15 protein-coding genes are annotated in these 25,257 nt (G+C 45.1%); 3 read left to right on the top strand and 12 right to left on the bottom strand.

The window, feature by feature from the left end; genetic code table 11:
- Positions 1-135 precede the first annotated feature (135 nt).
- From L6I86_RS01915 to L6I86_RS01945, 7 genes are all read right to left on the bottom strand, one after another.
- Positions 136-3,288, bottom strand: a complete 3,153-nt coding sequence (locus L6I86_RS01915; RefSeq protein WP_236284222.1) for a glycoside hydrolase family 2 TIM barrel-domain containing protein — start codon at positions 3,286-3,288, stop codon at positions 136-138.
- An 82-nt stretch (positions 3,289-3,370) separates the two neighbouring features.
- Positions 3,371-5,086, bottom strand: a complete 1,716-nt coding sequence (locus tag L6I86_RS01920) for a type 2 periplasmic-binding domain-containing protein (RefSeq protein ID WP_236284223.1) — start codon at positions 5,084-5,086, stop codon at positions 3,371-3,373.
- A gap of 82 nt (positions 5,087-5,168) precedes the next feature.
- The gene (locus L6I86_RS01925; RefSeq protein ID WP_236284224.1) at positions 5,169-6,038 is read right to left on the bottom strand and encodes a carbohydrate ABC transporter permease; all 870 of its coding nucleotides are present in this window, start codon (positions 6,036-6,038) and stop codon (positions 5,169-5,171) included.
- Between the two features lie 11 nt (positions 6,039-6,049).
- Entirely contained in the window at positions 6,050-6,979 is a 930-nt protein-coding gene (locus tag L6I86_RS01930) for an ABC transporter permease (RefSeq protein ID WP_236284225.1), read from the bottom strand.
- Between the two features lie 12 nt (positions 6,980-6,991).
- Positions 6,992-8,935, bottom strand: coding sequence for an alpha-glucuronidase (locus L6I86_RS01935; protein ID WP_236284226.1), 1,944 nt, complete (start codon positions 8,933-8,935; stop codon positions 6,992-6,994).
- Positions 8,936-9,166: 231 nt separating this feature from the next.
- Positions 9,167-9,964, bottom strand: a complete 798-nt coding sequence (locus L6I86_RS01940; RefSeq protein WP_236284227.1) for an AraC family transcriptional regulator — start codon at positions 9,962-9,964, stop codon at positions 9,167-9,169.
- A 212-nt stretch (positions 9,965-10,176) separates the two neighbouring features.
- The gene (locus tag L6I86_RS01945) at positions 10,177-12,117 is read right to left on the bottom strand and encodes a beta-mannanase (RefSeq protein WP_236284228.1); all 1,941 of its coding nucleotides are present in this window, start codon (positions 12,115-12,117) and stop codon (positions 10,177-10,179) included.
- A gap of 143 nt (positions 12,118-12,260) precedes the next feature.
- On the opposite strand from L6I86_RS01945, the gene L6I86_RS01950 reads away from it, so the two are divergent.
- The 3 genes from L6I86_RS01950 to L6I86_RS01960 all read left to right on the top strand — a co-directional run bounded on the left by L6I86_RS01950 (position 12,261) and on the right by L6I86_RS01960 (position 15,054).
- Positions 12,261-13,166, top strand: coding sequence for an AraC family transcriptional regulator (locus tag L6I86_RS01950; RefSeq protein WP_236284229.1), 906 nt, complete (start codon positions 12,261-12,263; stop codon positions 13,164-13,166).
- A 340-nt stretch (positions 13,167-13,506) separates the two neighbouring features.
- The gene (locus L6I86_RS01955; protein ID WP_236284230.1) at positions 13,507-13,911 is read left to right on the top strand and encodes a VOC family protein; all 405 of its coding nucleotides are present in this window, start codon (positions 13,507-13,509) and stop codon (positions 13,909-13,911) included.
- Positions 13,912-14,277: 366 nt separating this feature from the next.
- On the top strand, positions 14,278-15,054 hold the full coding sequence (locus tag L6I86_RS01960) for a HipA family kinase (protein ID WP_236284231.1): 777 nt from the start codon (positions 14,278-14,280) through the stop codon (positions 15,052-15,054).
- A 69-nt stretch (positions 15,055-15,123) separates the two neighbouring features.
- Here L6I86_RS01960 and L6I86_RS01965 read toward each other — a convergent pair whose 3' ends face one another.
- The 5 genes from L6I86_RS01965 to L6I86_RS01985 all read right to left on the bottom strand — a co-directional run bounded on the left by L6I86_RS01965 (position 15,124) and on the right by L6I86_RS01985 (position 25,236).
- Complete coding sequence (locus tag L6I86_RS01965; RefSeq protein WP_236284232.1) at positions 15,124-16,194, bottom strand: alpha/beta hydrolase; 1,071 nt, start codon at positions 16,192-16,194, stop codon at positions 15,124-15,126.
- Positions 16,195-16,320: 126 nt separating this feature from the next.
- The gene (locus L6I86_RS01970; RefSeq protein ID WP_236284233.1) at positions 16,321-20,517 is read right to left on the bottom strand and encodes an endo-1,4-beta-xylanase; all 4,197 of its coding nucleotides are present in this window, start codon (positions 20,515-20,517) and stop codon (positions 16,321-16,323) included.
- A gap of 184 nt (positions 20,518-20,701) precedes the next feature.
- Positions 20,702-21,703 carry an endo-1,4-beta-xylanase gene (locus L6I86_RS01975; protein WP_236284234.1) on the bottom strand — a complete coding sequence of 334 codons (1,002 nt, stop codon included), beginning with the start codon at positions 21,701-21,703 and terminating at the stop codon, positions 20,702-20,704.
- A 211-nt stretch (positions 21,704-21,914) separates the two neighbouring features.
- Positions 21,915-23,420, bottom strand: coding sequence for a response regulator transcription factor (locus tag L6I86_RS01980; protein ID WP_236284235.1), 1,506 nt, complete (start codon positions 23,418-23,420; stop codon positions 21,915-21,917).
- A complete protein-coding gene (locus tag L6I86_RS01985) occupies positions 23,413-25,236 on the bottom strand; it encodes a cache domain-containing sensor histidine kinase (protein WP_236284236.1) in 1,824 nt (607 codons plus the stop codon). Before L6I86_RS01985 ends, L6I86_RS01980 begins: the two co-directional genes overlap by 8 nt.
- Positions 25,237-25,257: the final 21 nt, after the last annotated feature.

Consider the following 25,257-nt stretch of genomic DNA (forward strand, 5'->3'; position numbering starts at 1 on the left):
GGGTACATTATAGCATAAAAATCTAAAAGGGATGAATTTCGGCCCACTCGCACAGAAACCAAAAAGAGCTGCCGGGAGGCAGCTCTTCCAAGTTAAACTATCATTAGCCGTTTTAGATTAAAAACAACGTCAATGTTAATGGATAAATCGAAGCCAGCCCATGTCGATGTTGCAGCCGGGGAGAAAAATGAGTGACACGGTGTTTTTGCCTGTGATCGATTCGTCTAGACTGAACACGCTACTTGCGTACTCATCTCTGCTTGCCACTTCTATCATTTTTCTGATCTCACGCTGGCCATCGGTAAACACGAGCTGTATCGAATTTTGTGCTATTTTTGAACGCCAGCAAATTTCAATTTGTCCTGCACCTAATTTACCAAAGTCCATATTTTCATACACGAGAGATACGTTATTCCCTATATTTTCAATCGTATCCTCACGAATGGTAAAGCAATCGCCATAAACCCTTGTAACTTCAGTGGCCTTCAACTTTTGGAACGCCTTTTGATACTCGGCAAAGGTAAATCCTTTGATGTGTACCTTTTGTCTAAACACAAGGCATAAGGTGGTCAAACCTATCAGTCTACGCGGAAGCTTACAAACCACTTCCTGGTAAGTATTCCAAATTGATCCTTTGTCATAGTGGACGGTGCTGAGATGCTCGCCTCCATCCAAAGGCATTCCCTCCCAAATTTCAAAAGTAAAAGGGTCTTTACTCAAAGGGAATAGAGGCAAAGTAATCTCATCCGACCCGTAATCTCCAAAGTCCAAGTCTTTAAACCCGACATGACTTTCGCCATCTCTTAACGTAGCTATGCCACGCTCATTGCCATTGGTCAGCTCTACGTTGCTCGCATTGTACAGTCCGCCGGATACGAACTCATAAGGATTAATAAAGGTTTTTCCTAAGCCTTGAATTTGCAGGGTAATCATCGAGATAAAAGCAAAATGATTTCCGCCATTTTTAGGGGAACAACGGACATAGACTTCGCCGTCTCCTCTAGGCTTGATGGTTGCGCTTTGTCCATCTTCAGATACCACAATCGTGGCCAACTGGCTATCAATCCCAGCGGAATCTGTGACCCGCCAATATAAGTCGCTATAGGTTGCATGTTCTGGAAATGTCTTTGCCATCACATGGTAACCATCCACTGTTAATTGGATTTTGCGAATAGGTACGTCATTCTGATCTAATTTTGCATGAATGACAGGAACACTATGACCAACCCGCTTTACGATGGCCAACAGCTTCCCGCTAAAGAGCCGCCTGGAGTCCGTCTGATACGGGTCATAGTCCGTAGCATCGCCGTTATCCAGTGCGAGCAATGTTCCGCTCTCGATGGATACCTGGACACGACAGTTGGCATTTTCAACGGGATTGTCTTGGAAATCCAAGGCTGTAATCGTTGAAAAAAGAAGCTCGCCTATGATTTCGTTCTCTATCTGTAGCTTTACAGCATCACCAAACGATGTTCTGCTCTGCTTAGCAATCTGTTTGCCATTATCATCGTAAGCCACTGCGCGAAGCGTTCCAGGGCGATATTTGATTTGCCAATCCGCAACGATTTTATCGTGATCCAAGGGCACAATACCTTGACTCTCCTCATTTACAAACAATTCTACTTGAGCCGCGTTGGAGCAGACTCTTACATCGATGACCTGACCTTCCGAAAAATCCCAGTACGGATACAGATGGACAAAGGGCTCTTTTCGAGCGTCGGTCCATGCAGCTTTAAACAAGTAATACGAATCTTTAGGAAAGCCTGCCGTATCTACATGTCCAAGATAGGTGTTCTTGGTGTGGTAAGGTGTTGGCTCGCCAAGGTAGTCCTGGCCTGCCCAAATAAACTGTCCAAGCGAGAAAGGAGTGTCTGCGTCTGCTTTGATACACCATTCCACGCTTTTGGCTCCCCAGCTTGTGGCGCTGTTGCCTAGAGCCGAACATTGCAGGTCATCGTCCGCTAAAATTGATTGTGACAATGGAAAATGGTAAATGCCTCGGCTTTGCACCGTGGAACAAGTCTCGCTGCCATAGATGATCCAATCCGGATGATCAGCATGATGCTTTACGTATAATGGCTCAGCGTAGTTATAGCCGATTAGTTTGATTACGTCGGCGCATTGTTGCGTATTTTCCCAGGGCATGTAGTTGGAACATAAGGTAACAGGCGCGTGAACATTGGGATCATGCTTTTTCACCAAATCCATAAGGTAAGTCATCGTTGCTTTTCCAGACTCTGCATCTGCATGAGTATCATGAACTTCGTTGCCAATGCTCCACATGATAATCGAAGGATGGTTGCGATCACGTCGAATCCAAGAGGCCACATCCTTTTCCGCCCATTCATCAAAGAAACGCGCATAGTCATGTTTCGTTTTGGGACGTTTCCAAACGTCGAATATTTCACTCATGACAAGGAAACCCATTTCATCTGCAATATCGTTAAAAATGCTAGCGGGCGGGTTGTGAGCCGTACGGATTGCGTTGACGCCCATTTTACGGAATATCTCAAGCTGCCTGCGAATGGCGTCCGGGTAAACTGCCGCACCCAATCCGCCGAGATCGTGATGGAGGCAGACGCCATTTAACTTGACATGCCTGCCATTGAGAAAAAATCCCCGATCTGTCGTAAACTCGATCGTCCTAAAGCCAAAGCGGGTATCCACTGTATCTGTCATCTCACCGTTAACAAAAAGTTCGCTTAGCAGGGTGTAAAGCTGGGGATTCTCAACGTCCCACTCAACGATTTCGTCATTCTTTTCTAAAAGCGTGTGGTGAACCTGATAAGGCATTCCTTCGGTTTCTACTTCCACATCTACTTCGTAACTCCACTGACCGCCCACTTTACGGGTCGTAATATAGATTCCGTCAGATACGAAGTGACAGGCGTTTTTTATGATCAGAAACACATCCCGATATATGCCCGCCCCTGTATACCATCGGGAGTTTGGCGCTTGATGAACGACCTTGAGCAGAATGGTGTTTATGCTGTCTTTGCTTATAAAACCTGTAATATCAAATTCAAAAGCCGTGTACCCATACTTCCACTGCCCCACCTCTTTGTCGTTAACAAACAAAGTACTGTCCATATACACGCCATCAAAGCGGATCAACAGACGCTGTCCGTCTTTTACGATACTTGCGTCTAAATCACGCTTGTACCAGCCAATGTCATCTTTGTACAAATTTTTGGTATCTGCAATCAACCAGTCATGAGGAACGCTGACGGGTACAAACTCGTTTGGCTCCCCTTTTGCAAACTGCCAACCGTCATTCAACATCTGCATACGAAATCCTACCTCCATAAAAGCGCCTAGAGGCTTGCATACGCAAACCTCTAGGCTTTATCAATGTTTTGTTCGTAGAATACTATTTCAGCTTTGTTTCTTTTCCGAAAGCTTTCTCCCATGCAGCTGTTCGCTCGTCGATAATCGCTTGACCGCCTGAACCGAGGTAATCCTTCATGCCAGCGTCATATACAGCGTCAAATTTGTCAACAGGTGCCACAACAGCCTTGTTCAAGAGCGTATCACGTTTCTCTTTAAGTGCTTGACCTTGCCCGTCTTCTGCCTTAATAGCACCCACATTAGCATTCTTGCCTACACGTCCGTCATGCGTTGTAATTTGATTCGCTTTCTCAATATATTTGGCGTCAATACCCGCATAACCGTTGGCAATTGATTTGACTGTCTTCGCTGGATCGCCAATATCAAGACCATTGCTTGTGATCGTGTAGTCGATGTTTGCTGGAGAGTTCATAATTTTTTCGCCTGTTGCTGCAATTGTCTTCACGGAACCGTCAGGCAATGTTTGGCGAGTAACACCTTCTTCTCCAAATTGCAGGAATACGCGATTGTCAAGCTTGGAAATCCAATCTAAATAAAGCAGAGAAGCAATTGGTTCTTTATTTGTAGCTGGGAAAAATATTTTACGGTCAACTGGACCTGATAAAAATTTCTTATAAACACCTGCATCGTTGGCAAATGGTTCAACAGCAATATAAGCTGCATCTGGGCCAACAAGCTTCTGAATGCCTGCCTGAATGCTGTCAGCGCCGTTACGATACGGGTAATCCCAGTTGTGCATAAATGCGCCCACATAGCCTGCTTTCATGAGATTATCTTCCGTTTTATCTCCGGCAGGATAAAGTGCGAAATCCTTCCAAACCAGACCTTGGTTATACCACTTGTTTAACGTTTTTATGCCTTCTTTGTAGTTCGGATAGAGAAAACGTCGATCGTCAAAGTCGTGCGTGTAGATGTCCTTGTCTGTTATATTAGAAGGCACGTAGGCCGCAGTCAAATGATCTGTACGCCAACCGACGTCAAAGCTCGTTGAAAAAGGAATCATCTTGGCGGCATCTTTTCCTAAAAGTGTGGAGGCGTTATCTTTAAATGCCTTTAGCATGTTTTCAAATTCCGATAACGTTTTTGGCGCTTGAAGATTGAGCTTCTTTAACCAATCCTCGCGCACAAAGGTATTCGTGCGGTTAAGGGTGTTCAAACGAGACTCTATTGCCCACAAGGTTCCTTTGCTAGGATCCTTGTCCCAATAGATGTTTGCTTCGGTTAAATAATTCCACATGTTTGGCAGAAGGTCTTTGTTATCTTTGAGAAGAGGGCCTAGGTCAAGGACACCACCCATATTGGCGTACGTTTGGATGGTTGGATAAGAGTAGGTGAGACTGATATCCGGCGCTTGATTCCCTGCCAATAGGTTGTTAATCGCCTCGCCCTCTGTCCAACGTGGAACAGGAACAAAAGTAACGTCTACATTGTGGTCACGAAGCATTCCGTCTTTGATATATTTGGTATAGACGTTGTTCTCTGGTTTGGTTCCCCCGGGATTTCCACGGTCATAAACCTCTACCTTGATTTTACGAGTCTCCTTGAATTTGAAATTGGCATCGAGACCTAGCTTTTCTAGTGCTGCGCTGCTGTTGCCAGGAGCACTAGATGCAGGCGCTGAAGCTGATTGAGCTGGTGAATCTGATGAAGCTGGTTTGTCGCTGGTGGTACATCCTGAAAGTGCTCCAGCAAGAATGGTACTAGTCGCTAGAACGGACAATGCTTTGCGAAATTTCATATTTATTCCTCCTCATTCTTATTTACTATTTCTCATTGATTTATAAAAATTGACGTAGCCAATTCCTATCATGCCGTTAAAATTAACCTTTTACCGCGCCGATTGTGACGCCGGAGATAAAGTATCTCTGCAGCCACGGATAAATGAGCAAAATCGGTACAGTTGCAAACATAACTGTTGCTGATTTAATCGTTTCAGACAGACCTGGGCTTGAAAAGCCTTCTTGCGTAGCGACCTCAATACTGCTGACACTATTTAGTATGTTGTATAGCAGCAATTGTATCGGGAAGTAGGTTCTATCGGACATAAACATCAAGGCATCAGAGAACCCGTTCCAGCGGCCTACTGCATAGAAAAGAGCCAGCGTTGCAAGCACAGGAGCGGAAAGCGGTAGATAGATGTTGATGAGTACCCTAAGAGGTCCTGCTCCATCAAGTTCAGCAGATTCTCTAAGACTTTCCGGAATCCCGAAGAAGAAGCTGCGCATGATGATAACATTAAATACACTAATGCAGTTTGGCAGAATCAGTACCAACGGATTATTGAGCAAGTGCAGCTCTTTCAACAGCAAATAGGTTGGGATTGTGCCTGCACTAAAGTACATTGTAAAGATAATGAGTGCCGTGATAATCCTTTTCCCTTTCAGGTTGTCATAGGTAAGCGGGTATGCACACATAATTGTCATGAACATCGACCAAAGTGTGGTAATCACGGTTAGTATTGCTGTCCACAACAACGCCCAAGTATATTTGGAATCTCCAAGCACCGTTGAGTAAGCATCGAAATTCAGTCCTACAGGCAGAAGAAAAACTTCATTTTTCACCAAGGAACCCGCAGAGCTTAAGGATCGTGCCAATATATTCAACAACGGCAGGAGACAAACTAAAATACACAAGAAACACATGAAAGCGATAATCCAGTCTCCGATTCTAGTCCCTTTTGATTTAATCATGTTACAGCCTCCTACCAGATGCCACGTTCGCCAAATTTTTTAGCCAAAGCGTTTGCTGCAAACAAAAATATGACGCACACAACGGATTGAAATAGACCGACGGCAGTGGTGAGAGAGAATTGCAATCCACGAATACCGTTGTTATAAACGAATATGGAAATAACGTTGGAAACTTCTGAGACAAGCTTATTGCTGAGTGCGTAAGGTCTGTCAAATTCACTGCCCAAAATGCGTCCAAGGCTTAGAATCAGCATAACTATGATCGTAGGACGAAGCCCTGGCAGCGTAATGTGCCAAATATTTCGTAAACGACTTGCTCCATCCACCGATGAGGCCTCGTACAGTTCTGGGTTGATCCCTGTAATAGCAGCCAGATAGATGATGGTATTCCAGCCGCAGCTTTGCCATATACCCAGTAAAATATAGGTGACCACCCAATACGAAGGTTCATTCAGAAACGGAATGGATGCAAAGCCCATCTTGTTTAGCACGATGTTGATAAGCCCAGTAGTCGGAGCAAAAAGCTGTAGTGCCATACCTGAAATGATAATCCATGATAAAAAGTGCGGCATATAGACGATCGTTTGGGTGAATCGCTTAAAACGTTTGAAGGCGAGTTCATTTAAAAGAATAGCCAGAATAATAGGTGCAGGGAAGCCAAACAGTAAGTCAAGAAAGTTAAGACCGATCGTGTTTCTAAGTGAATAAAGAAAGTCGCGATTGGAAAATGCCTTAATAAAATACTCGAACCCATTATTTCCTGCCCAATCCATCTCCGATGGGCTTTTTACAATGCTATAGTTTTTGAATGCAATTTGAATATAGGCCATGGGTATGTAACGGAACACGAGAAAGAAGGCAATCGGGAGAACCAACATTGCATAGAGTATCCAGTAACGTTTCATATACCTGAACGATTGGCTGTTCTTTGTAATTACCATATCTGCACCGCCTTACATATAAATTTTTCTTCCCTTTTCATCGTCAATTCCTGTTTTGCGATAGAAATATGTATTCACTTGATCTCGCCACTCACGAGCATTGAGAAGTTGAAGTTGAAGTCGCGCTTTCACCGAGTTAAAGACTTCCTGTGGAACTCGGTTCTCCAGAGTCTCCCAGGATTGTAACAATGCTTCCGCTTGCTGAGCACCCTCAAAGTGACTGTCATATATGTACTGAAGCAAGGTTCGTCCGTCTTTCATTTTGTAGTCGTAACGAACTCGATGGAAAAACAGCAATAGTTCCTCCGGACAACTTTCTATATGGTCATACATCCTTTGTAGTGATTCTGGATACTGAAGCGTGAATCCCGTTCCTTTGGAAGTTCGATCGACACCAATCGCATCAGAGCTTGCTCTGTGATAAGTTCCCCAATGTGAAAACTCATAGCCATCAACATTAGGCCCGTAGTGATTACTTGGATTTACCATAAAGCCAATACCAAGAGGCGCTGTATAGCTCTCGTAAATCCCTCTTGATGTAAGCAGCATCTCCTCGATCGTTTGGCGTCCATGCGCATCTGTTTCAAACGTGATCTGAATCCACTCACGGATCAGTTCTTTTGCAGTAAGCTCCGGATTCCACGCCATTCTCCCAAAGGCATACAGATTGCACTGTGCAAGGATGTTACCTGTCCAGTTCATGTTATTGCCAGTATTTGTAACCGCTGTCACGGCAACGATTTCTTGACCAAACAAACTTTTCAATTGCTTCCCTTTATCAACTTCAGCTGCCAAAATTTCTTCCCACTGAACAGCCAGACTGTACAGGTCGATTTGCTGGCCTGTGTACTCCTGAGCAATTTGAAACTCAATGGCCTCACGGGTGTTTTTAAGGTTTGAAAAAAGAGGCGATACTGGCTCTCTCGTCTGAAAATCTACAGGGCCATTTTTGATTTGAAGAATGACGTTCTGATCAAATGTACCATCCAGTGGCTGAAAGTGCTTATAAGCCGCCATTGGACGGTCGGTTTGCGCATCTCTCCAGTCCTGCTGGCAGTTATACACGAAGCAGCGCCAAAAGACCAACCCTCCAAATGGAGCGACCGCTGCGGCAATCGTATTGGCACCGTCTGCCTGAGTTCGTCCAAAGGCCTCTGGACCGCCTCTAAACTCTGAGTCCGCTTTCACCAAATAACCTAAAAAGTCTGGGATTTTATCATATACAATAGCGGATTGAGCTTTCCAAAATTCCTTTACTCCCGCATCCAGCGGATCAGAGGTTGTAAGCCCACCGACGATCATCGGTGCGTCAAAATGTACGGATACCAATAATCGAATGCCGAAAGGTCTAAATAGTGCAGCTAGTTCTGCCATGTCAGTAAGCAGCGGTTCAGCAATCAGACCAGCGCTTACTTTGTTCACGTTCACATTGTTAATACAAATTCCGTTAATTCCAATAGAAGCCATCAGTCGGGCATAATTTTTAATTCTTTCTTGATCATAATCAAATTTATTATTAAGGAAAAAGAAAGAATTACCGGCATATCCGCGTTCAATGTGCCCATCCATGTTGTCCCAATGATTAATAATTCTATAGTCCACTTTGGGTGCTGAGTGTTCATGAATCTTTTCCATGCTCTCTCCAGTGGCAAGCCGGTTTAGGAAGCGATAAACACCATATAAAAGAGCATTCTTACTGCCGCCTGCGATTTCGAATCCATTTTCCAGTGGGGTAAGTGAAAACTCCTCATGCTCCAAGTCATTCATTTTTAAATGCAGCGTGTACTCATCGCTTTCTTGAATTTCTCCCCATAGGCGAATTAGACCTAGACGACATTCTTGATGAATAAAATCTAAATCGAAGCCTGCTTTAATTCGCAAAGCTTTAGGTTCCAGACTGGATTTTGACTGCAGCCAAGCATTATATTCCGAAAATATCCGTCTCGCGTGATCCATGATGCACCTCTATCGCATAAATTAAAGCGTTTTCATAAACTACAACATATAGGGTCTGAATTTAACATTTTATTCATATTAAGTTCATCGTGCAGCACCTACGAAGATAGCCAAAACACTTTTGTTTCTTAATTAAGAATTTAGCATTGAAGATACCTTTCAACAATAGTCTGAATATAGTTAACCATGCCTAATTAAAGATATTATTTGCAAAAAAAAGACTAGCTTACGCTAGTCTGGTTGATTTCTGAGACATTGTGATGGCGAATAGCCTTTGATCATTTTAAATTGCTTTCGAAAGTGCGACAGATCGCTATACCCGCAACGCTCTGCAGCCTCGGTTACGTTGCATTCGCCATTTTGCAGCATGTCCTCTGCATGGTTAATTCTCGTTTGCGTCAAGTATTGATTGACCAGTATGCCCGTTTCATTTTTAAATAGTGCCCCAAAATATACGGTATTGAGCCCTACGAGATTTGCAATCTCTTTTACAGTAACATTGCTCGCGTAGTTTTCAGATATATAGTTGATAGCCTTTTTCACCCGATAGTCTGATCTTGCCGTGTCTTTTTTTAAGAGAATCAGCTCATACAATCTGTGCATGATGACAAGCAGCAAACCTCTGGTTTTTGTGTGATACCCAGTTTCCTTACGAACCCAGGCATTGGATAACTCGCGAAAGAGCCCGACGAGGTCGCTTTTAATCCCAATATGCGTCAGCAAAGGAAGAGGCAGGTCGGCTTGTTGTCCATCCATGTCATAGAGTTTGAAGTTAGCGGAGTACACGTTCATAAGGTCATCGACAATGCATCGGGCCATACGGATACTTCCGCGTGGAATGCAGAGAAGATCACCGCGTTTCACCTCGTATTGTACGCCATTAATTGTATAGATTCCTCTCCCTTCTATGATATAGGTGATGTCACAAAATGAGATTTCATTTTTGGCGATTTCCCATGTTGGTGTGCACTTTCTATATATTAAGTAGCCGATATCAGGAACTAAGAAATCGTTAATTTCCGCTGACAAGGTTGTTCTCCTCCCAAAACCATATCTTTAATTTATACCCTATAACTTTAGTTCGACCATTGTCAACAAAAAATGTAAACGCTATGATTCGTTTGAAAAAAAGGGAGACCCAACCTATTGCATTTACCTTGTTAACTGAAATAGCCCTACGATTTCTCGTAAGGCCAATATCCATTACAATCTTAAAAAGGGACGCCACGGCGCCCCTTTGTTTATGTTTCTTTCTTGAGCAAAATAACCATACCGTCATTCGCCGGCAGACAGCACAATGCAACATTCCCAGAAATAGATGGATGTTGCCCATACCAGCACCCATCCACCTTCCACCCGTTAGCAAGGTTAACGGGCTCACTGCTTGCAACAGGTGAATAGTTGATGATTACTGCGACTCTTGTCCGCTCATCGACCGAATGCTCGGTAATTCCCCAATTCGGTCTGTCCACGGTCACAACGCGACTGCTGCTGCGTACACTAGCTGACATTGCCGCATACAGCTTCCAATACGGATTCTCCTCCGGACGGAAGCTCGTCGCTTTGTCTTGTACCATCGCCAATTCAACAGGCACGGATAAGAAATAGACTGTTCCCTTTCCATATGCAGCCTTCGTCAATACAGGGTTGCCGCCCAGCTCCTCAGCCAGCACTTCAGCTCGATCATTTCGGAAGGTGAGACAGAATGAAGCCGGGATAGTCATCTGCACGACACCGCTATCCATCTCCAATCTGAGTTCCACAGGTTCGGCACGACGCTGGCGGTTCATCACAGTCAATCCTGTCAGCTCAGCAAAATTGAGTGCATAGCCGTCATCCGTTGACAGGTACAAGGTTGCACCATCGGCCACTCTGCGCAGCAGTTCTTCCCAACGCTGCTTAGGAATACCCAGTACGCCGCTTAAGCTGGGCAACAAGTAGAAATCTGCTTGCTTTAACGGCTGATCCTCGAACTGGTACTCGAGATCAAACCCCGCCTGCTTCGCCAGCATAAAGGAACCTAACGCTGCAGCCCAGTGATCCTGGGACGCATTTATGATACAGACTGCCTCTGTTAACCGAGGAGGCAACTTAGGCACTGGCAGCGATTCAATCGCTCGCTTTAGCTTGCCCATTTCCTGCAATGCCGGTTTGACGCGTCCTTCCTCCGTCATAAGTCCAAGTTCACCCTCACACGCAACCCAGTCATAAGGCGCATGCTGAAGCTTCGTCTGATCATTGGCACACCACCACAGCAAGCCATCCAATCCATGTGCCCATTGGGACAGCATGCTGGTACGTGCAAAGACAGCCGCCGTTTCCTCGCTGCACACCATGGGGCCCATTGTTCCCATCTCTTCTGCAAAACAGGGTTTGCCGCCAATCTGACCATAAAACAAGCTTTCCGCCGTCGCATGGATGGTGGGTCTTATCGTATCCAGTGGATCAAAGTCCATATAAGGCGTCCAGAAAGGATAAGGATGTGTGGTTAGGATATCCGTAAGCTCTCCCTGATCCTGCATTGTCCATTTCCCTGCAGGGAGCAGGCTGTGCATCCCAGAAACGAGCGGCCGGCTGTTGTCTGCTGCTTTAATCGCATTCGCGATCGATGAAGTCCACAGCCAAGCTTCTTCCCGGCTAGCAACTTCGCCCATCTCATTGCATTCATTGCCCAAATCCCATGCGACAATCGTAGGCTCGTGCTTCATCTCCAATATAAAATACCGCACAAATCGAACCTGCCATCGAATCGCGTCAGGATCGGTCAAGATCGGCTTGCCCTGCAGCGCCGGAGGCACAAACAGCCTGCCGCTCATCCATCCTGTAAGCAGTCCCACAATCAGCTTCAATTCATGCCGTTCTGCAATTGCTGTAAAATCTCTGAATCTTTCCATCATTATTTCGGAAACGCCGGCTTGTCCTGCGGGGCTGTCTGGCAGCCGCTCTTCACCGAATCGATGCCCATTCGGCTTTCCGCGTCCCGTATACAGCGTATGGATCGGCTGAAAATCAGGCCATAGCGGAAAAACACGCAGTATTTCAACGCCTGCTGCAGCAAGCTTTTCCAAATCTGCCTCAACTTGCTCAGGACGCCAGTCCGACCACATCGCAGTCCCAGCATGCGACGCCCAGTAATTAACCCCAAGAAAGAATGAACTTTCTACATTGAACATAGCATTCATTTTTTATTATCCCCTTCCGTACACAGCATACTATTCACGTTTCTAGCCTACTAAAGAACAGAAAAGTAAACTATAATGATCATATTAAAAAATATAACAATTCTACTATTGCTTTATTGGCTGAAAGGAGTCTCGGTATATACATGACGAACATCACACCTTACTGGGAAGCGAACAAAGACCAGTCGCACAGCGGCAACCTTGAACGACCGTTCTATATCGGATCGCTTAAAACCACCACAGAAGGTTATCGGATTGGTCATCATTGGCATTACCATATGGAAGTCGTATATTGGGCTGAAGGAAGTGGCACTGTGACGACAGGCAGTTCAACATTCAACGTTCAAGACGGCGACTTGGTTATCATTCCCCCTTGTGAAGTTCATGCTGTGCATATTGAAGCCAATCTTTCAACGCTCCATTATGTCATTGGCTTTGACACTGAACTGATGTCGCCAATGCCTCAGCTAGCCTTCGACCTAACGTATCGACTGCCTTTTGCTATCAATCGAGCGCCCAATTGGAATTTACTCAAACTTTCTAAGGATCAGCATCAACGTTTAGAAGGAATGATTACAAATATGTATAACGAATTTACTACTAAGGAAATCGGCTTTGAGCTCACCGTTACATCAGGGATCCATCAACTTATGCTGTTTTTGCTTCGTGACAGTTCCCTGCTTACCCACACTGCTCCAGAGGGGGTGTCGCATGGCGCTGAACGCATGCAAGCTTTCAGCCAGGTGTTCTCCTTCATTAATGACCATTCTCATGAGGAATTGAATGCCGTCGACGTTGCCCGAGTGGCGATGATGAGCTACAGCCGCTTTGCCACCGTTTTCAAACAATTCATGCACATGCCGTTGGTCAAATACATTACGTTTCTGCGCATAAGAAAAGCCGAGCAGTTGCTGCTCGACCCATCTAAATCCATAACACAGATTGCCACGGAAACTGGCTTTAACCATACCAGCTATTTTATTAAACATTTCCGCATCCTGAAGGGAATTTCGCCTTTCCAGTATCGTAAGAGACTGCTAGGTCTATAAAGTTATTCTTTTATAATAGCCCCCGCAATCCAACCATCGATCTATCTTTCGTAACTCGGACAGGTCGGTATATTACATGTAAGATTAACACAGCCAAGACGGCTTGGTGGAATGAGGCGTTCTGCTCTCCATCATACATTGCTTTCACTTTTACCTTGCACCAAACTGCGGGAGTAAGCCCAAAAAAATGTTAAAACACTACTGACATACTGTTGTCAGTAGTGTTTTTTTATAATCGGAGTAAGTCAACATAAAGGAGTGGGATATAAATGCGAAGTATTCTGGCCCAAAATGAACTGATACGGTATTGTATCAGTTACTATAGAAAGGATGGTATCTCGTGAATTTTTCTTCTGTACGCATCATTACCGACGACGTGGATCGTCTTATCAATTTCTATGAGAAAGTCATGGATGTTTCGGCGGAACGCCCCGCGCCCGTATTTGCCGAACTCGTTCTGCCATCGTGCACCCTGGCGATCGGCCACTCCCAGACAGTGCAACTGTTCGGCGCTGGTTCCGCAGTGGCGGCCGAAAATCGCACTGTCATCATCGAGTTCCGCGTCCACGATGTCGACGCCGAATACGAGCGCTTGAAGCCATTTGTCAACGAGTGGGTAAAGGAACCTACCACGATGCCTTGGGGAAACCGTGCTGTGCTTTTTCGGGATCCCGACGGCAATCTGGTTAACCTCTTCGCGCCTGTGACCGAGGAAGCGATCAAACGGTTCAGTAGTAGGCGCTGACGGACATAGGAAGTGAGTGAGGCCTTAATTTGGGGAGTGACAACGATTCGTATGGCCATTTTGGCCGAATGTGCCGATACCATTTCTCCGATGATAACATCGACTTTCCCGACTACTCCATTTTGTGGTCATTATCATTTAGTATGTAAGAATTAATAAGTCAAAGGAGCAGCTACGGCTGCTCCTTTACTGTTTTCAGTTCTGCTTGCTTTCTGGTTTCAGTAGAAAACACAACCCTTATTTATGATAAGGTTCACCGCAATTCAGCAATGGCAAGTTAGAAAAATAATATCCCTTTTGTCCATACTCTTAAATTATTATTGAATATTGTAATGTTAGATTCTATCAAAGAAGGGTTGCTGAGCGATGACATCATTAGAACCGATAAAATATTTGGAGACGCTGTCTGGAAAAGCCGCACATTTGTTGTCATTTAATGATGGAAACCGTTATGCGGTAAAATGTAAAAATAATTTCCACGGAACAAGGGAACTGGTAAATGAATTCGTGATCGCCAGATTAGGGCAACACCTTTCTTTGCCTGTGGTGCCATTTAAAATAGTGAATATGACAGAGCAGCAGATACAATATATACCGAAAAAGTTTTCTTCTAAATACAATCCAGGCACACAATTTGCTAGCCTATTTATAGACAATTGCAGAGGCCTCTCCAAGGAACCTCCTCATCCGACTAAAATGGATATCAAAAATAACCAAGTATTGGCCGGAATTTTCGTATTCGACCATTGGGTGCATAACTCTGATCGTACAAAAAGCAACATTCTTTTGGAGCGGCTACCGGAAGGCAAATATGGTATTCATATGATCGATCACGGTAAATGTTTTCCGGGAGGATATAAATGGAATAAAATTACATTACAAAAGCACGATAAGTTTAAAAAGGATTCTATCGTTCATATTTGGACTGTGGGCATGCTTGAAGATCCATCGATACTCTCTTCATATATTGAACAGATCCTTGCTTTTCCTGAAAACCTCATTGAAGAAGTGATTCGGGATATTCCTGAGGATTGGGGTGTACCGATTCAAGACAAAGAGGCCCTTATTACTTATCTCAAAGCACAGAAAAAAACATTTGCCGATTCGGTGTATCAATTTGCGAAAAAATATGGAAGGGCTTAATCCGATTTTCCCATTAGCAAAGGAAGAGTCCGAGCCTCATATTGGTGCTATCAAGACTCCCCAAAAATATTAAATTGTTTTGCTCACAACACGGGACCTTCCATGATCATCAAAATTTCTAAATATCAATCTACTAAAATTGTAAGCACCGTTATTCCAAACATGAAAATCATGAAAACCATCCTTAATCAGAATTTGATAAAAATGATTAAGATGATTCCCCGATTGATGTATAAGCTCATCTATAGATTTTATATAGCTGCCAATTGCTACTCCGTCCGAATCGCCACAGGTGGTATATAGCAAATGAAGATCATGGACGCAAGACGCAAGACTGACTCCAAGCGTTTTGCCATCACTCGATGTAGGCGCGTTTGAAAAAGCTCCGACATAAGCGAACAAATCTATCATACCTGGCGCGAGTACAGTCTTATCCAATTCGTTGTTCCAGGGACTCTCCGTGCGAGTGATTCGCGTCGAATCATGCCGGTAACCGCCGAGAATCAGATTCAGAGCTTGCATTCCCCCCATAGAAAGCCCAGCGATCGCTCTGTGGGTGCGGTTATATATGATTCCCTCATGTGAGGTGTCTGTTATATCTGCGAAGGTTTTGTAATTCGATTCTATACATGGAATCAGATCGTATCTCAGCTCATAATCAAAGTAATAGAATCCCAGCATATTGGTTCCTTCGGGATTGAAGGAGGTGTCTGTCCAGTCATGCGCGCTTCTTCCGTTAGGAAATACGACGATCAACGGATCGATATCACCGTTGGCAATGAGATTATCAAATAGATTGCAAATAATAAATCGTCCGTCAACTTTACCGTTGCTGCTTAACCACTCATATTGATCTCCGCCTACGCCATGAAGCAAATACAATACATTGTATCTGACAGTATTGTCGATTGGGTCATAAGCAGCAGGCAAGTAAACGTTGCATTTCTTCAATATGGCATCTCCCGCAACGGTTCCTCTTCCTGCTTCACTGCTATCAATGTTCCGATCTGTTACAAGCTGTCGAGTCAAATGAATATAGTTGCTTACCTTATAAGAAACCTCTTGAACCGTACCTTGAAGCTCTTCATTAACTGGCTTAAAATATTCGGCAGGCACTGCCGTCACGTTCTTGCTTCTCATAGATCATCAATTTCCCTTCAGATATAACTTTTCCGGTTAATCCCATCCTACACTGGAAGCACCAAAACAAAGCTGCCGCACATGTCATCCATGTGCGGACAGCCTTCCTACTATTCTTTACTGGTGTTATTGCACGTGTTGAGCTTCCAAAATCCTAATAATGATAACCGCCGCTTCTGCACGGGTGCTGAAAGCCTTCGGCTTCAGCGTACCGTCTTCGTAGCCGTTAAGAACACCCTTAGCGGTCAAAGCCGCTAGCGGCCCTTGTGCCCAGGCGGATACGTCTCCACTATCCTTATAGTCCAAGCCGCTGTTGGCAGATGCCAACTGTGCAGCACGTGCAAGGATTACGGCCATTTGTTCCCGGGTGATGTTGTCATCGGGACCGAAGGTTCCATCCTCATAGCCATCCACGATTCCCAGCGCCGAAGTGATTGCAATGGCTTCCTTCGCCCAATGACTGGCAGTATCAGCGAAATGGGTTCCGCCTGCAGCGTTCAGATGAAGAGATCTGACGATCATGGATACGAACTCGGATCTTGTTACGGTTGAATCAGGATGAAATGTGCCGTCTTGGTAGCCGTCGATCACTCCTGCTTTCACAAGTTCTTGGATACCTGCTTGCCCCCAGTGTCCTTTAATATCGGTCAAGGCCGGAAGTTCGACAGATGCGGACTTTTCTGCGGCCAATACTGCAAACTTGGTGAAGTGCGTCACACTGCCGGAAACGGTGCCTTTCACCAGGTCGATCTTACTATCGTCCAGTTTGACCCATTTGCCGGTTTCTTCGTTGTACCAGTACAGTGCCAGCTCATGCTTATCATCCAACAAGCTGGTGTTGAACGGAAGGGTGATCGTAACTGGTTTCTGGAACGGTCCTGCTACGTCCTTGATAATCTCGTACACATCTCCAGCAAGCTTCAAATCTGGATCCGCCTTCAGCAGTGATGTGTCGCTCAACCTTTTAATGCTCACGTATATATCACTGCCTACTGCTCCTGCCGGGAAGTCAACTGCCGCCCCATTATTCTCTACCTTGCCTCCTGTATCTGTTTGCACCTTAACCGCCCCTTCCGGTACTGGAGGCGAGACAGAGGAAGTCTGCGAGGTCGAAGGGTCGGATAACTGCACTTGCTCAAGCTTCAGAGTGCCGAATCTCGAAGTGTTCTGGTAGGATTGACCTGTTGGGTCATTCCATGAATATACGCTGTCACGGCTTCCTCCGTCCTGATCATTGTTAACCTGAAAGTCAAATCCGATCACGGTTCCTGCTTGTGGAGTAATCGTATCCAGCGCTATAGCCGCTTCTACAACGTAACCTCCATCAATGATTTTGGTGGCCGATGCATAGTTATTTTGGGTGGCATGGCCGCCAACAGTCTTTGCATTTTTGAAATTGATCCGGTATTGACCATCATCACCTTGGTAGCTGTCCGTTTTACCGTTGTTCTGGTCAACGAATATTTCCATCGAATCCTGCTCCCATGCGTTGGCATTGGCATCGCTTAAATTGCTGTCTAACACAACGGCATAGACAAAGAGGTTATGCTCATCCCACATGGCACGCAATTGAGCTTTCGCGACAGCATTGTTATGCTGCTCTACCAACACATCAGTCGTATAAACTGGTACGTTCGCCCACTTGCTATCCATTTCGCCATCGATTGCAGGAGTTCCGTAAGAAGCACTTGCCGCTTTTACAGCATCGATATAGGTCAATATCCCGTATCCAAGAACATCGTTGTCCTGGTTGTTCCTTGGATCACTCCAGGATACGATGACGCCGTTGCTCCCATGCTCCGTACCGTCATTAATCCCCTTATCGGTAGCTCTTACGTCAAACTTCAAGTGCTTGCCCAATGTTCCTGCCATCGGGATTGATGCTTGCAGCACATAACCGTCGGTTCCTTCCGTAATTTGAGCATCATTTCGTGCGAATGTATATGTCTTAATGCCATTGTCATCCACGAAGAGTTCTATTTGATCTGTTGCGGTTATGGTCATGTCTTTGACCGCTATGCGGGTATAAACATGTTGTTCATCCCACAAGGTTTTCACTTCAGCTTGAAGGGTACCTAATTGTTGCGTTTTCAATGCAGGAACCGTGTTCCAAACCGGATCTGAAGCATTAGCCGGTGTACCTTTTGCTGTATTTGCTGTCTGAGCGGTTATTGGCAGGTGGGATGGCGTCAACGTCTTTACTGCTTCAATCATTCCCCAATAAGCATATTTGGCTTGGTACTGCGCATCGAATGGGAAAGGAGCATCTTTACGGGTTGCACCTTGGTTATCGAGCCAGGTATGATCGTCTGCAATCCCCCATAACGTAACATTGCTGATCCATCCGTAAGGATTATATGCCTGCGTGTTCGAGGCGGCATTTTTGCCCTCATTGTCCAGCCGAACTAGCTCTTGGAACAATTGCTTATAACGGTAGCCTTGTTTCACAAGGCTGGACTCATCATAGCTGGTGGAGTTGTTGTCTGTATAAACCGAAACGTCAAGCTCCGTTATTTGATTGTCGAATCCAGCTTCTCCAAATTTCCTTATGGAATCAGAAATTTGCTCGATTGAAGGACCGCCAATGCTGATGTGCGTTTGATGACCCACACCGTCAATGGGAACTCCCTCGCCTTTCAGCTTCGTCACCAAATTGAACAAAAAGTCGCTTTTGACAGGATCCTGCGTACTGTAATCGTTGATATATAGTTTTGCGTTTGGCAACTCTTGACGAGCAACCCTAAAGGCTGTACGGATGAAATCCAAGCCAGTTAGCGTATACCACTCGCTCTTTCGCATGCCATCCGGCTGTCCAGGATCAATAACTTCGTTGACCACGTCGACGGCATTGATTGGCACTTCCATGGAACTAAAGTGGCGCGCCACAGTTTGGATATACGTTGTTAGACGGTCAAGCACCAGCTGTTTATTCTCCGGTGTAGCTGCAAGCGGTTGGCCCTGCGCATCCTTAAACATCCATTCCGCAGCCTGCGAATGCCAAGCAAGGGTATGCAGCCGGAAATTCATAGTGTGATCCTTGGCATATTGTGCAATCTTGTCTGCTTCCGTCCAGTTCCATTGCCCTTCTGTCGGTTCCAGAGACCCCGGCTTTGTGGCATTCTCAGCTACGAGGGAACTATAGTGATAATCCAGAAGCGTGTGAACATCCGAAGTAAGCTGATCTCCTGTTACGGCAGCACCAACTTTGAAGTTGTCCGCATAGATGTCCTTCAAAGGATCAATATCCGTTTGAATCGGCTTCGGCCCGGATACTTGACCCACATAGGACAAATCGAAATCGTCCATATAGAAGGATCTTGCATCTTCGTATTTGTTGGCTACTTCCACATATGCATTCAATACGGTCGGAGTGGCAGCAATGGTAAACGCACCGGTCAACAGTACCCATTGATCAGAAGTTACCGTCACGTTTGACGAAACATTCGTATATGTACTATCGCCGCTCTGTACAGATAGCCGCAATACAGTGGGGGATTGTCCCGGAGCCATTTTTACCCAAGTAGATAAATTGTACTTATAGCCCTTGGACATCTTGCCAAGGACGTTCAGCAAAGGCCCGTCATATTGCTCCGATACCGTGGTCAGCAAGCTCTTGGAGCCGCCTGTGGTGCGATTGTCTGCCGCCGATATATCAATATTGCCGGAGCCGTTTCTGCGCACCCAATTTCCTTGCCCGTCTTCAAAGGTAGATTGGATGCCAGTTTGGTCAACCGCTCCCGAATCAACTGGTGCAGTCGGCGTGACATCCGTTAACTGCACTTCATCGATATAGAGGTCCTCCGTAGTCGTGGAAGCTGAATCTGACTCCAACCATATTTTAAAACCCTTCGTATCACCCGGTAGCTCGTATCCCTTCAGTTCAAAGGGGGTCCATTCGGTAGAGTTAACCGTTTTATTTCCCACCAACCAAGGATATTTGTTGGTCAGCGAGGCGGCATCAACATTAGATGCAAGATGGAAGTTATCTGTTCCTGTTCCGACTTTAAGCTTCAGTGACAAATCGTACGTATGGCCGGCTTGCGTATACGAAGTCAAATCCAGGAACGGGGAGCTGTTACTTGCAGCACGTTTCGTCATTGCTAAGGATTTGGAGCCATCAGAGGCTGTTGCCGACGTCACGGCAATGGTTCCGTCTCCCATCCAGGATACTTTAACCCAACCGCCAGTTTGGTCGTCTTCAAAGCTTTGGGACAAAACGACCGTATTGCCAGCAGCCAATGCCATCACAGGCACTAGCAACTGGGGTGCGATCATCCCAAACAGCAGCACGATGGCCATCCATACATTCATTTGTTTTCTCACAAGCGTCCTCCTCTTTTTGCAATCGCTTACAAGTTTATTTCCATTTCATTCTACAACTTAGGCAATTGGCTTCACATACTCAAATTAAAGAATAGTCCCCCCACAATTATGGAGCTGCATAACTAATGTGCGCACCGTTTCCACCGTTTGGGGCTTGTCACTGAAGGTGTCAGATCGTTTACTCTCACTTTGCTTCCTTGATTACTCGCCAAAATGCCTGCTTAGGCCGGAGATCTGCATCGAATAGAAACGGCCAATTTTTTCGGCCGCGAACTGGGAAGTTGTCCAACCAGGTATAGTTGTCAGCCGCTCCCCAGAACGTTACCGACGTAATGACATCCCGATATTCCTTAAATAGCCTAAAAATATCCTCGTACCGCTGCTCCTGCAGCTCCACCATCTGCTCAGTGGGTACCAACAGATCAGTCCGCCTGTCCTCAAATTGAAACATGGAGAGATCTAACTCTGTGATGTGAAGCTGCAGATCAAGGGATGCGTAAAGCTCGACCGCTTGCCGAATTTCATCCAAGGAAGGACCATAGATATTCCAATGTCCCTGCATGCCGATTCCGTGGATAGGAGCCCCCTTCTCCTTCAATGAACGGACGAGATTGTAAATCTTATCCCGTTTGACTGGCTCTGTCTCGTTGTAGTCGTTATAGAACAGAAGCGCATTCGGATCGGCTTCATGTGCTGCCTCGAAAGCATGACGGATGTAATCCTCACCCAGAATCTCCAACCATTTGGTACTACGCATGACCAGGTCCGCTTTATCTTCTATCGCTTCATTGACGACATCCCAGGCATAAATCCTGCCCTTATAACGACCGGCTACCATACGGATATGCTCCTGCATCCGCAAGAGAACCGTTTCTTTGCTAGCTGTACTTCCAGAAGGGTCTTCGAATATCCAATCGGAGGTTTGATTGTGCCAGACCATCGTATGCCCCCGAACAGCAATCCCGTTCTGCATTGCGAAATCCATGATTTCATCCGCTGCCTCAAATGTGTACCGCTCTTCCTCTGGGTGGATCTCCTCGAACTTCATCTGATTCTCCGCTGTAATGCTGTTATAGTGCTGGGCAATGAAGTCCCCATCCGATCGGATGGTTTTCGTGCTCACGGCAGCGCCGATTCTGAATATGCCCTTATAAGCCTCGTGTAAGTTCGGTACCTTGTTGTTCATAGATTGATAAACCTCCTCATCATCCCCTGTTTAAACAGGCCTTCTATGTTATATGATATAGAATCTGACTACACTTACCATTCACAGATTAAAGATCTCTCCCCCATTTTCTTAAAATGTTTCAAGATGATGTGCGATGTTTTCAGTCGCACTCATAACAAATAGACGTGTATCTCTTAGAAAAGAAATACACGTCCTTCATTTGAGTCCTTTATGCTTTGCTTAACTGTCTAAACACACCGGGCTTGTCAGACACACGTTTCTCAAACTCTTTGAGGAAATGATGATAGTGAACGTATCCGATCTGCTCCGCAATGAGACGAATCGTCTCATCAGTTTCGCATAGCATACGCTTCGCCGCGTTAATACGCAGGTCATGAATATACTCAATGATGCCTACGCCGTTCCTCTTCATAAACGCTTGGCCTAAGTAAACTGGGTTCATGAAGAATCGTTCTCCGATCTCTTTAATCGTCAGCGTTTCCCGGTAATGCTCCTGGATAAAACGCTCAATAACTCGAAGGGGGTGACCGGAGAACTTTTCTTTATGCTGCTTCAGCTGGCTCATACATTGTTGCACATACGTCTGCAGGGACTCCTCCACTTCCTGTAGGGAACGATGCTCCTTTCTCAAAAAATCGCGAACACGAGGCAGCGCCTCCGAGTCAATACCCATCTCCCGCATGACAGCAGCGCTTTTCAAAACAATGCGTATGACCAGCAAATGAACGACTTCCCGGGCCGTTTTGTTAGTTGACAGTATCACAAACATTTGTTTAATCAGGTCCTCAACCCGCTTATCCTGAAGCGCCTCAAGGGCACTTTGAATGTCATCTACGATAGAAACCGCATGAAGATCATAGCTGATTTGTTTGTGATGAATCTTATCGTAATCGAGTGGACCACCGGATATATGAAAGAAATGATGCACAGATGTTTCTAGAGCACCTGCATATGAATCTTCTATATGACGGAGGGACTCCACCCGTGGTCCTATCGATAGATAGCATTCGATACCTTGCTCCTGTAGATCTTCGTATATCTGCCCAGCCCATTGCTCCATCTCAGGAAATGACTCCATAACAAGGCCGTCCTGGCTCCCAAACAAGTCGATTGCATGAGCTTTTCGCGAAAGGAAGTAACGTGCATCCAACTCCTGTTTTGTGCCGCTAAGCCATTCTACATGAATGTACCTCCATCCCTGATCTCCATGTGCCAAGGGATCTAGTATTTCCCCAACGTTTCCGTCTGTTGCCGAAATTTCCCCCCGAAGCATCTGAGCAAGCAGAGTAGGCACTAGTCGGTCGGTAAAGAGGTCATGGCGTACCCTTTGCTGTTCTCGATGCTGCAGCTCTTCAATAACGAATTGAATGACCGCTTCCCATTCCCTGTCTAAAGCCGGTTTAAGCAAATAATGCTTTACGCCATACCTTAGGGCGGATCGAGCATATTCGAAATCATTGTAGCCGCTTATAATGATGAATACGGGATCGTTGCCTGCCTTTTGCGCCCGATCGATTAATTCTAATCCGTCAATTACCGGCATTCGAATATCCGTCACAACGAGATCAGGCTTACAGGCTTCAATGCAGGCCAAAGCTTCTTCGCCGTTCTCGCACATTTGTACGATTTCAAAGCCAAGCTCTTCCCATTCAATCATGAGCTTGATACCTTCCAACGCGAAAGGCTCATCATCCACAAAGATAACCTTATACATGTCCGATCGTCTCCTCCTGTTTCCTAATAAGACTCAAAGGAATCTGTATAGTAACGCTCGTTTTCTCGAAGGGAATGCTTTCAATTTGGAACAATGAACGCTCCGCATAAAATAGATTTAAACGGCGGTACACATTGCGAAGTCCGATGTTCTTACCGTTGTCTTCTCCTTTATACAGACTCTGAACAATTTCATCCAGTTTCGTGCTGTTCATACCGATTCCGTTATCTTCGACTTTCATGAGCATGTTCATCCCGGCTCTTTCTACAGATATCCGAATTTTGCGATTCCCTTTCACCGATTGAAGCCCATGTTTGCAAGAGTTCTCAACGAGTGATTGAATACTCATCTTCGGAATTCGATACGATAGAACAGAGTCGTCAACGGACAACTCATAGTGAAACCGATCTTGGAATCTGAACTTCTCGATCTGGAGGTACATATCAGTGAAGCTTAGCTCTTCTTCTACTGTCACCAAATCCTCCTTCCAGCTTAACAGCCTTCTCAAAATTTGGGACAAGTTTTGTATAATTTCTATTACATGCTCATAACGATATTTCTTGCATACAACAAGAATCGCATTTAACGTATTAAACAGAAAATGAGGATCTACTTGACTCTGCAAATAATTCAACTCTGCCTGTACGCGTTCTAGCTCCAAATCTTTTTTCTGAATTTCGAGTTTGTACACGTCGTTAATTAAATTACGAATTTTCTCCGTCATCAAATTAAAGCTGCGAAGAAGATGACCGATCTCATCTTTTCCTTCATACATCGTTATGGGCTCGAACCTCTCGTTTTTCACCAACTGCATATGTTTGGAGAGCTTTCTTACCCGGAAATTGAAAGAATGCATAATAATGTAAATTAATACTGTCGGAATGATCGTACTAATAAGCGTCAGCCAGATAAAAAAATGGATAACCCCTCTTCTCTCTTCCGCAATTCGACTTCCCTCTGGAATTCCGACCAACCGCCAGTTAAGCACATAACTAGCATTACTGAGAGGACTGACAAAACTGTTCTCAGGTAAGCCTGTCAGCTGAGAAAACTTTGACACAGGCAGTGTCGGGAGCAAAGGGTCACTTCCCTTATACGTACCTGCTGATTCGAGAACAAGCCGATTTTCCTCATCCACGAGCTTAATTAACAAGTAATTACGCTCTTTATCAAACAGCTCCAGCAGCTTATCCATTCGAATATCGATGCGCAAATACTTGGAGAATTTCATAAGGTCTGGAAAATTGTCCAGCTTTCGAATAATGCTGACATATACCAATTTCTCTTCGGGATTCATGGGATTCGTATCCAAATAAGAGGTCACTGTCACCTTTTCTTTATTTTCGTTCATCTTCTGATACCATTCACTCTTCAGATCATTAGGCTTAAGCATAAAGTAACTTCCACCATTGGATAGCGTTGGGTTTGATGTGTATACGCCAATCCAAGAGATGTAAGGATAAATATTCGGATACTGCCCCAATTTGTCTCGGAGGTAACTGTCGTATTCTTCGTAATAAGCAACATTATCCGAGTACGTAAATTCTAGCATCTCATTAAATACACGATCAGCGGAAACAGCGTTGCCAATCACCACACCTGAGTTCACCATTTGCATGATTTCATTTCCGACTCTATCCAAAGAAATCCGCAAGTTATCCATCTCTCTACGTTCTGTATTTTTGCTATCCTGTAAGAAAAACAAGCTGTTTATACACAATATTGGCAGCAACACACACATCAAGTAAATGATCAGAAACTTGAACTTCAGGGGAATATCATTAACAATACGCAACAGTTTCCATTTCCGGCTCATATTTGCTCTCCTTGTCAGTCA

The organism is Paenibacillus allorhizoplanae (assembly GCF_927798215.1).
GTDB classification, from domain to species: Bacteria; Bacillota; Bacilli; order Paenibacillales; family NBRC-103111; genus Paenibacillus_E; species Paenibacillus_E allorhizoplanae.

Bases quoted from the DNA above. Each gene is read 5' to 3' on its own strand.
- L6I86_RS01985 (WP_236284236.1), bottom strand. From the start codon at position 25,236: ATGAGCCGGAAATGGAAACTGTTGCGTATTGTTAATGATATTCCCCTG.
- L6I86_RS01920 (WP_236284223.1), bottom strand. From the start codon at position 5,086: ATGAAATTTCGCAAAGCATTGTCCGTTCTAGCGACTAGTACCATTCTT.
- L6I86_RS01945 (WP_236284228.1), bottom strand. From the start codon at position 12,117: ATGAATGCTATGTTCAATGTAGAAAGTTCATTCTTTCTTGGGGTTAAT.
- L6I86_RS01915 (WP_236284222.1), bottom strand. From the start codon at position 3,288: ATGCAGATGTTGAATGACGGTTGGCAGTTTGCAAAAGGGGAGCCAAAC.
- L6I86_RS01950 (WP_236284229.1), top strand. From the start codon at position 12,261: ATGACGAACATCACACCTTACTGGGAAGCGAACAAAGACCAGTCGCAC.
- L6I86_RS01930 (WP_236284225.1), bottom strand. From the start codon at position 6,979: ATGGTAATTACAAAGAACAGCCAATCGTTCAGGTATATGAAACGTTAC.
- L6I86_RS01925 (WP_236284224.1), bottom strand. From the start codon at position 6,038: ATGATTAAATCAAAAGGGACTAGAATCGGAGACTGGATTATCGCTTTC.
- L6I86_RS01975 (WP_236284234.1), bottom strand. From the start codon at position 21,703: ATGAACAACAAGGTACCGAACTTACACGAGGCTTATAAGGGCATATTC.
- L6I86_RS01935 (WP_236284226.1), bottom strand. From the start codon at position 8,935: ATGGATCACGCGAGACGGATATTTTCGGAATATAATGCTTGGCTGCAG.
- L6I86_RS01980 (WP_236284235.1), bottom strand. From the start codon at position 23,420: ATGTATAAGGTTATCTTTGTGGATGATGAGCCTTTCGCGTTGGAAGGT.
- L6I86_RS01960 (WP_236284231.1), top strand. From the start codon at position 14,278: ATGACATCATTAGAACCGATAAAATATTTGGAGACGCTGTCTGGAAAA.
- L6I86_RS01965 (WP_236284232.1), bottom strand. From the start codon at position 16,194: ATGAGAAGCAAGAACGTGACGGCAGTGCCTGCCGAATATTTTAAGCCA.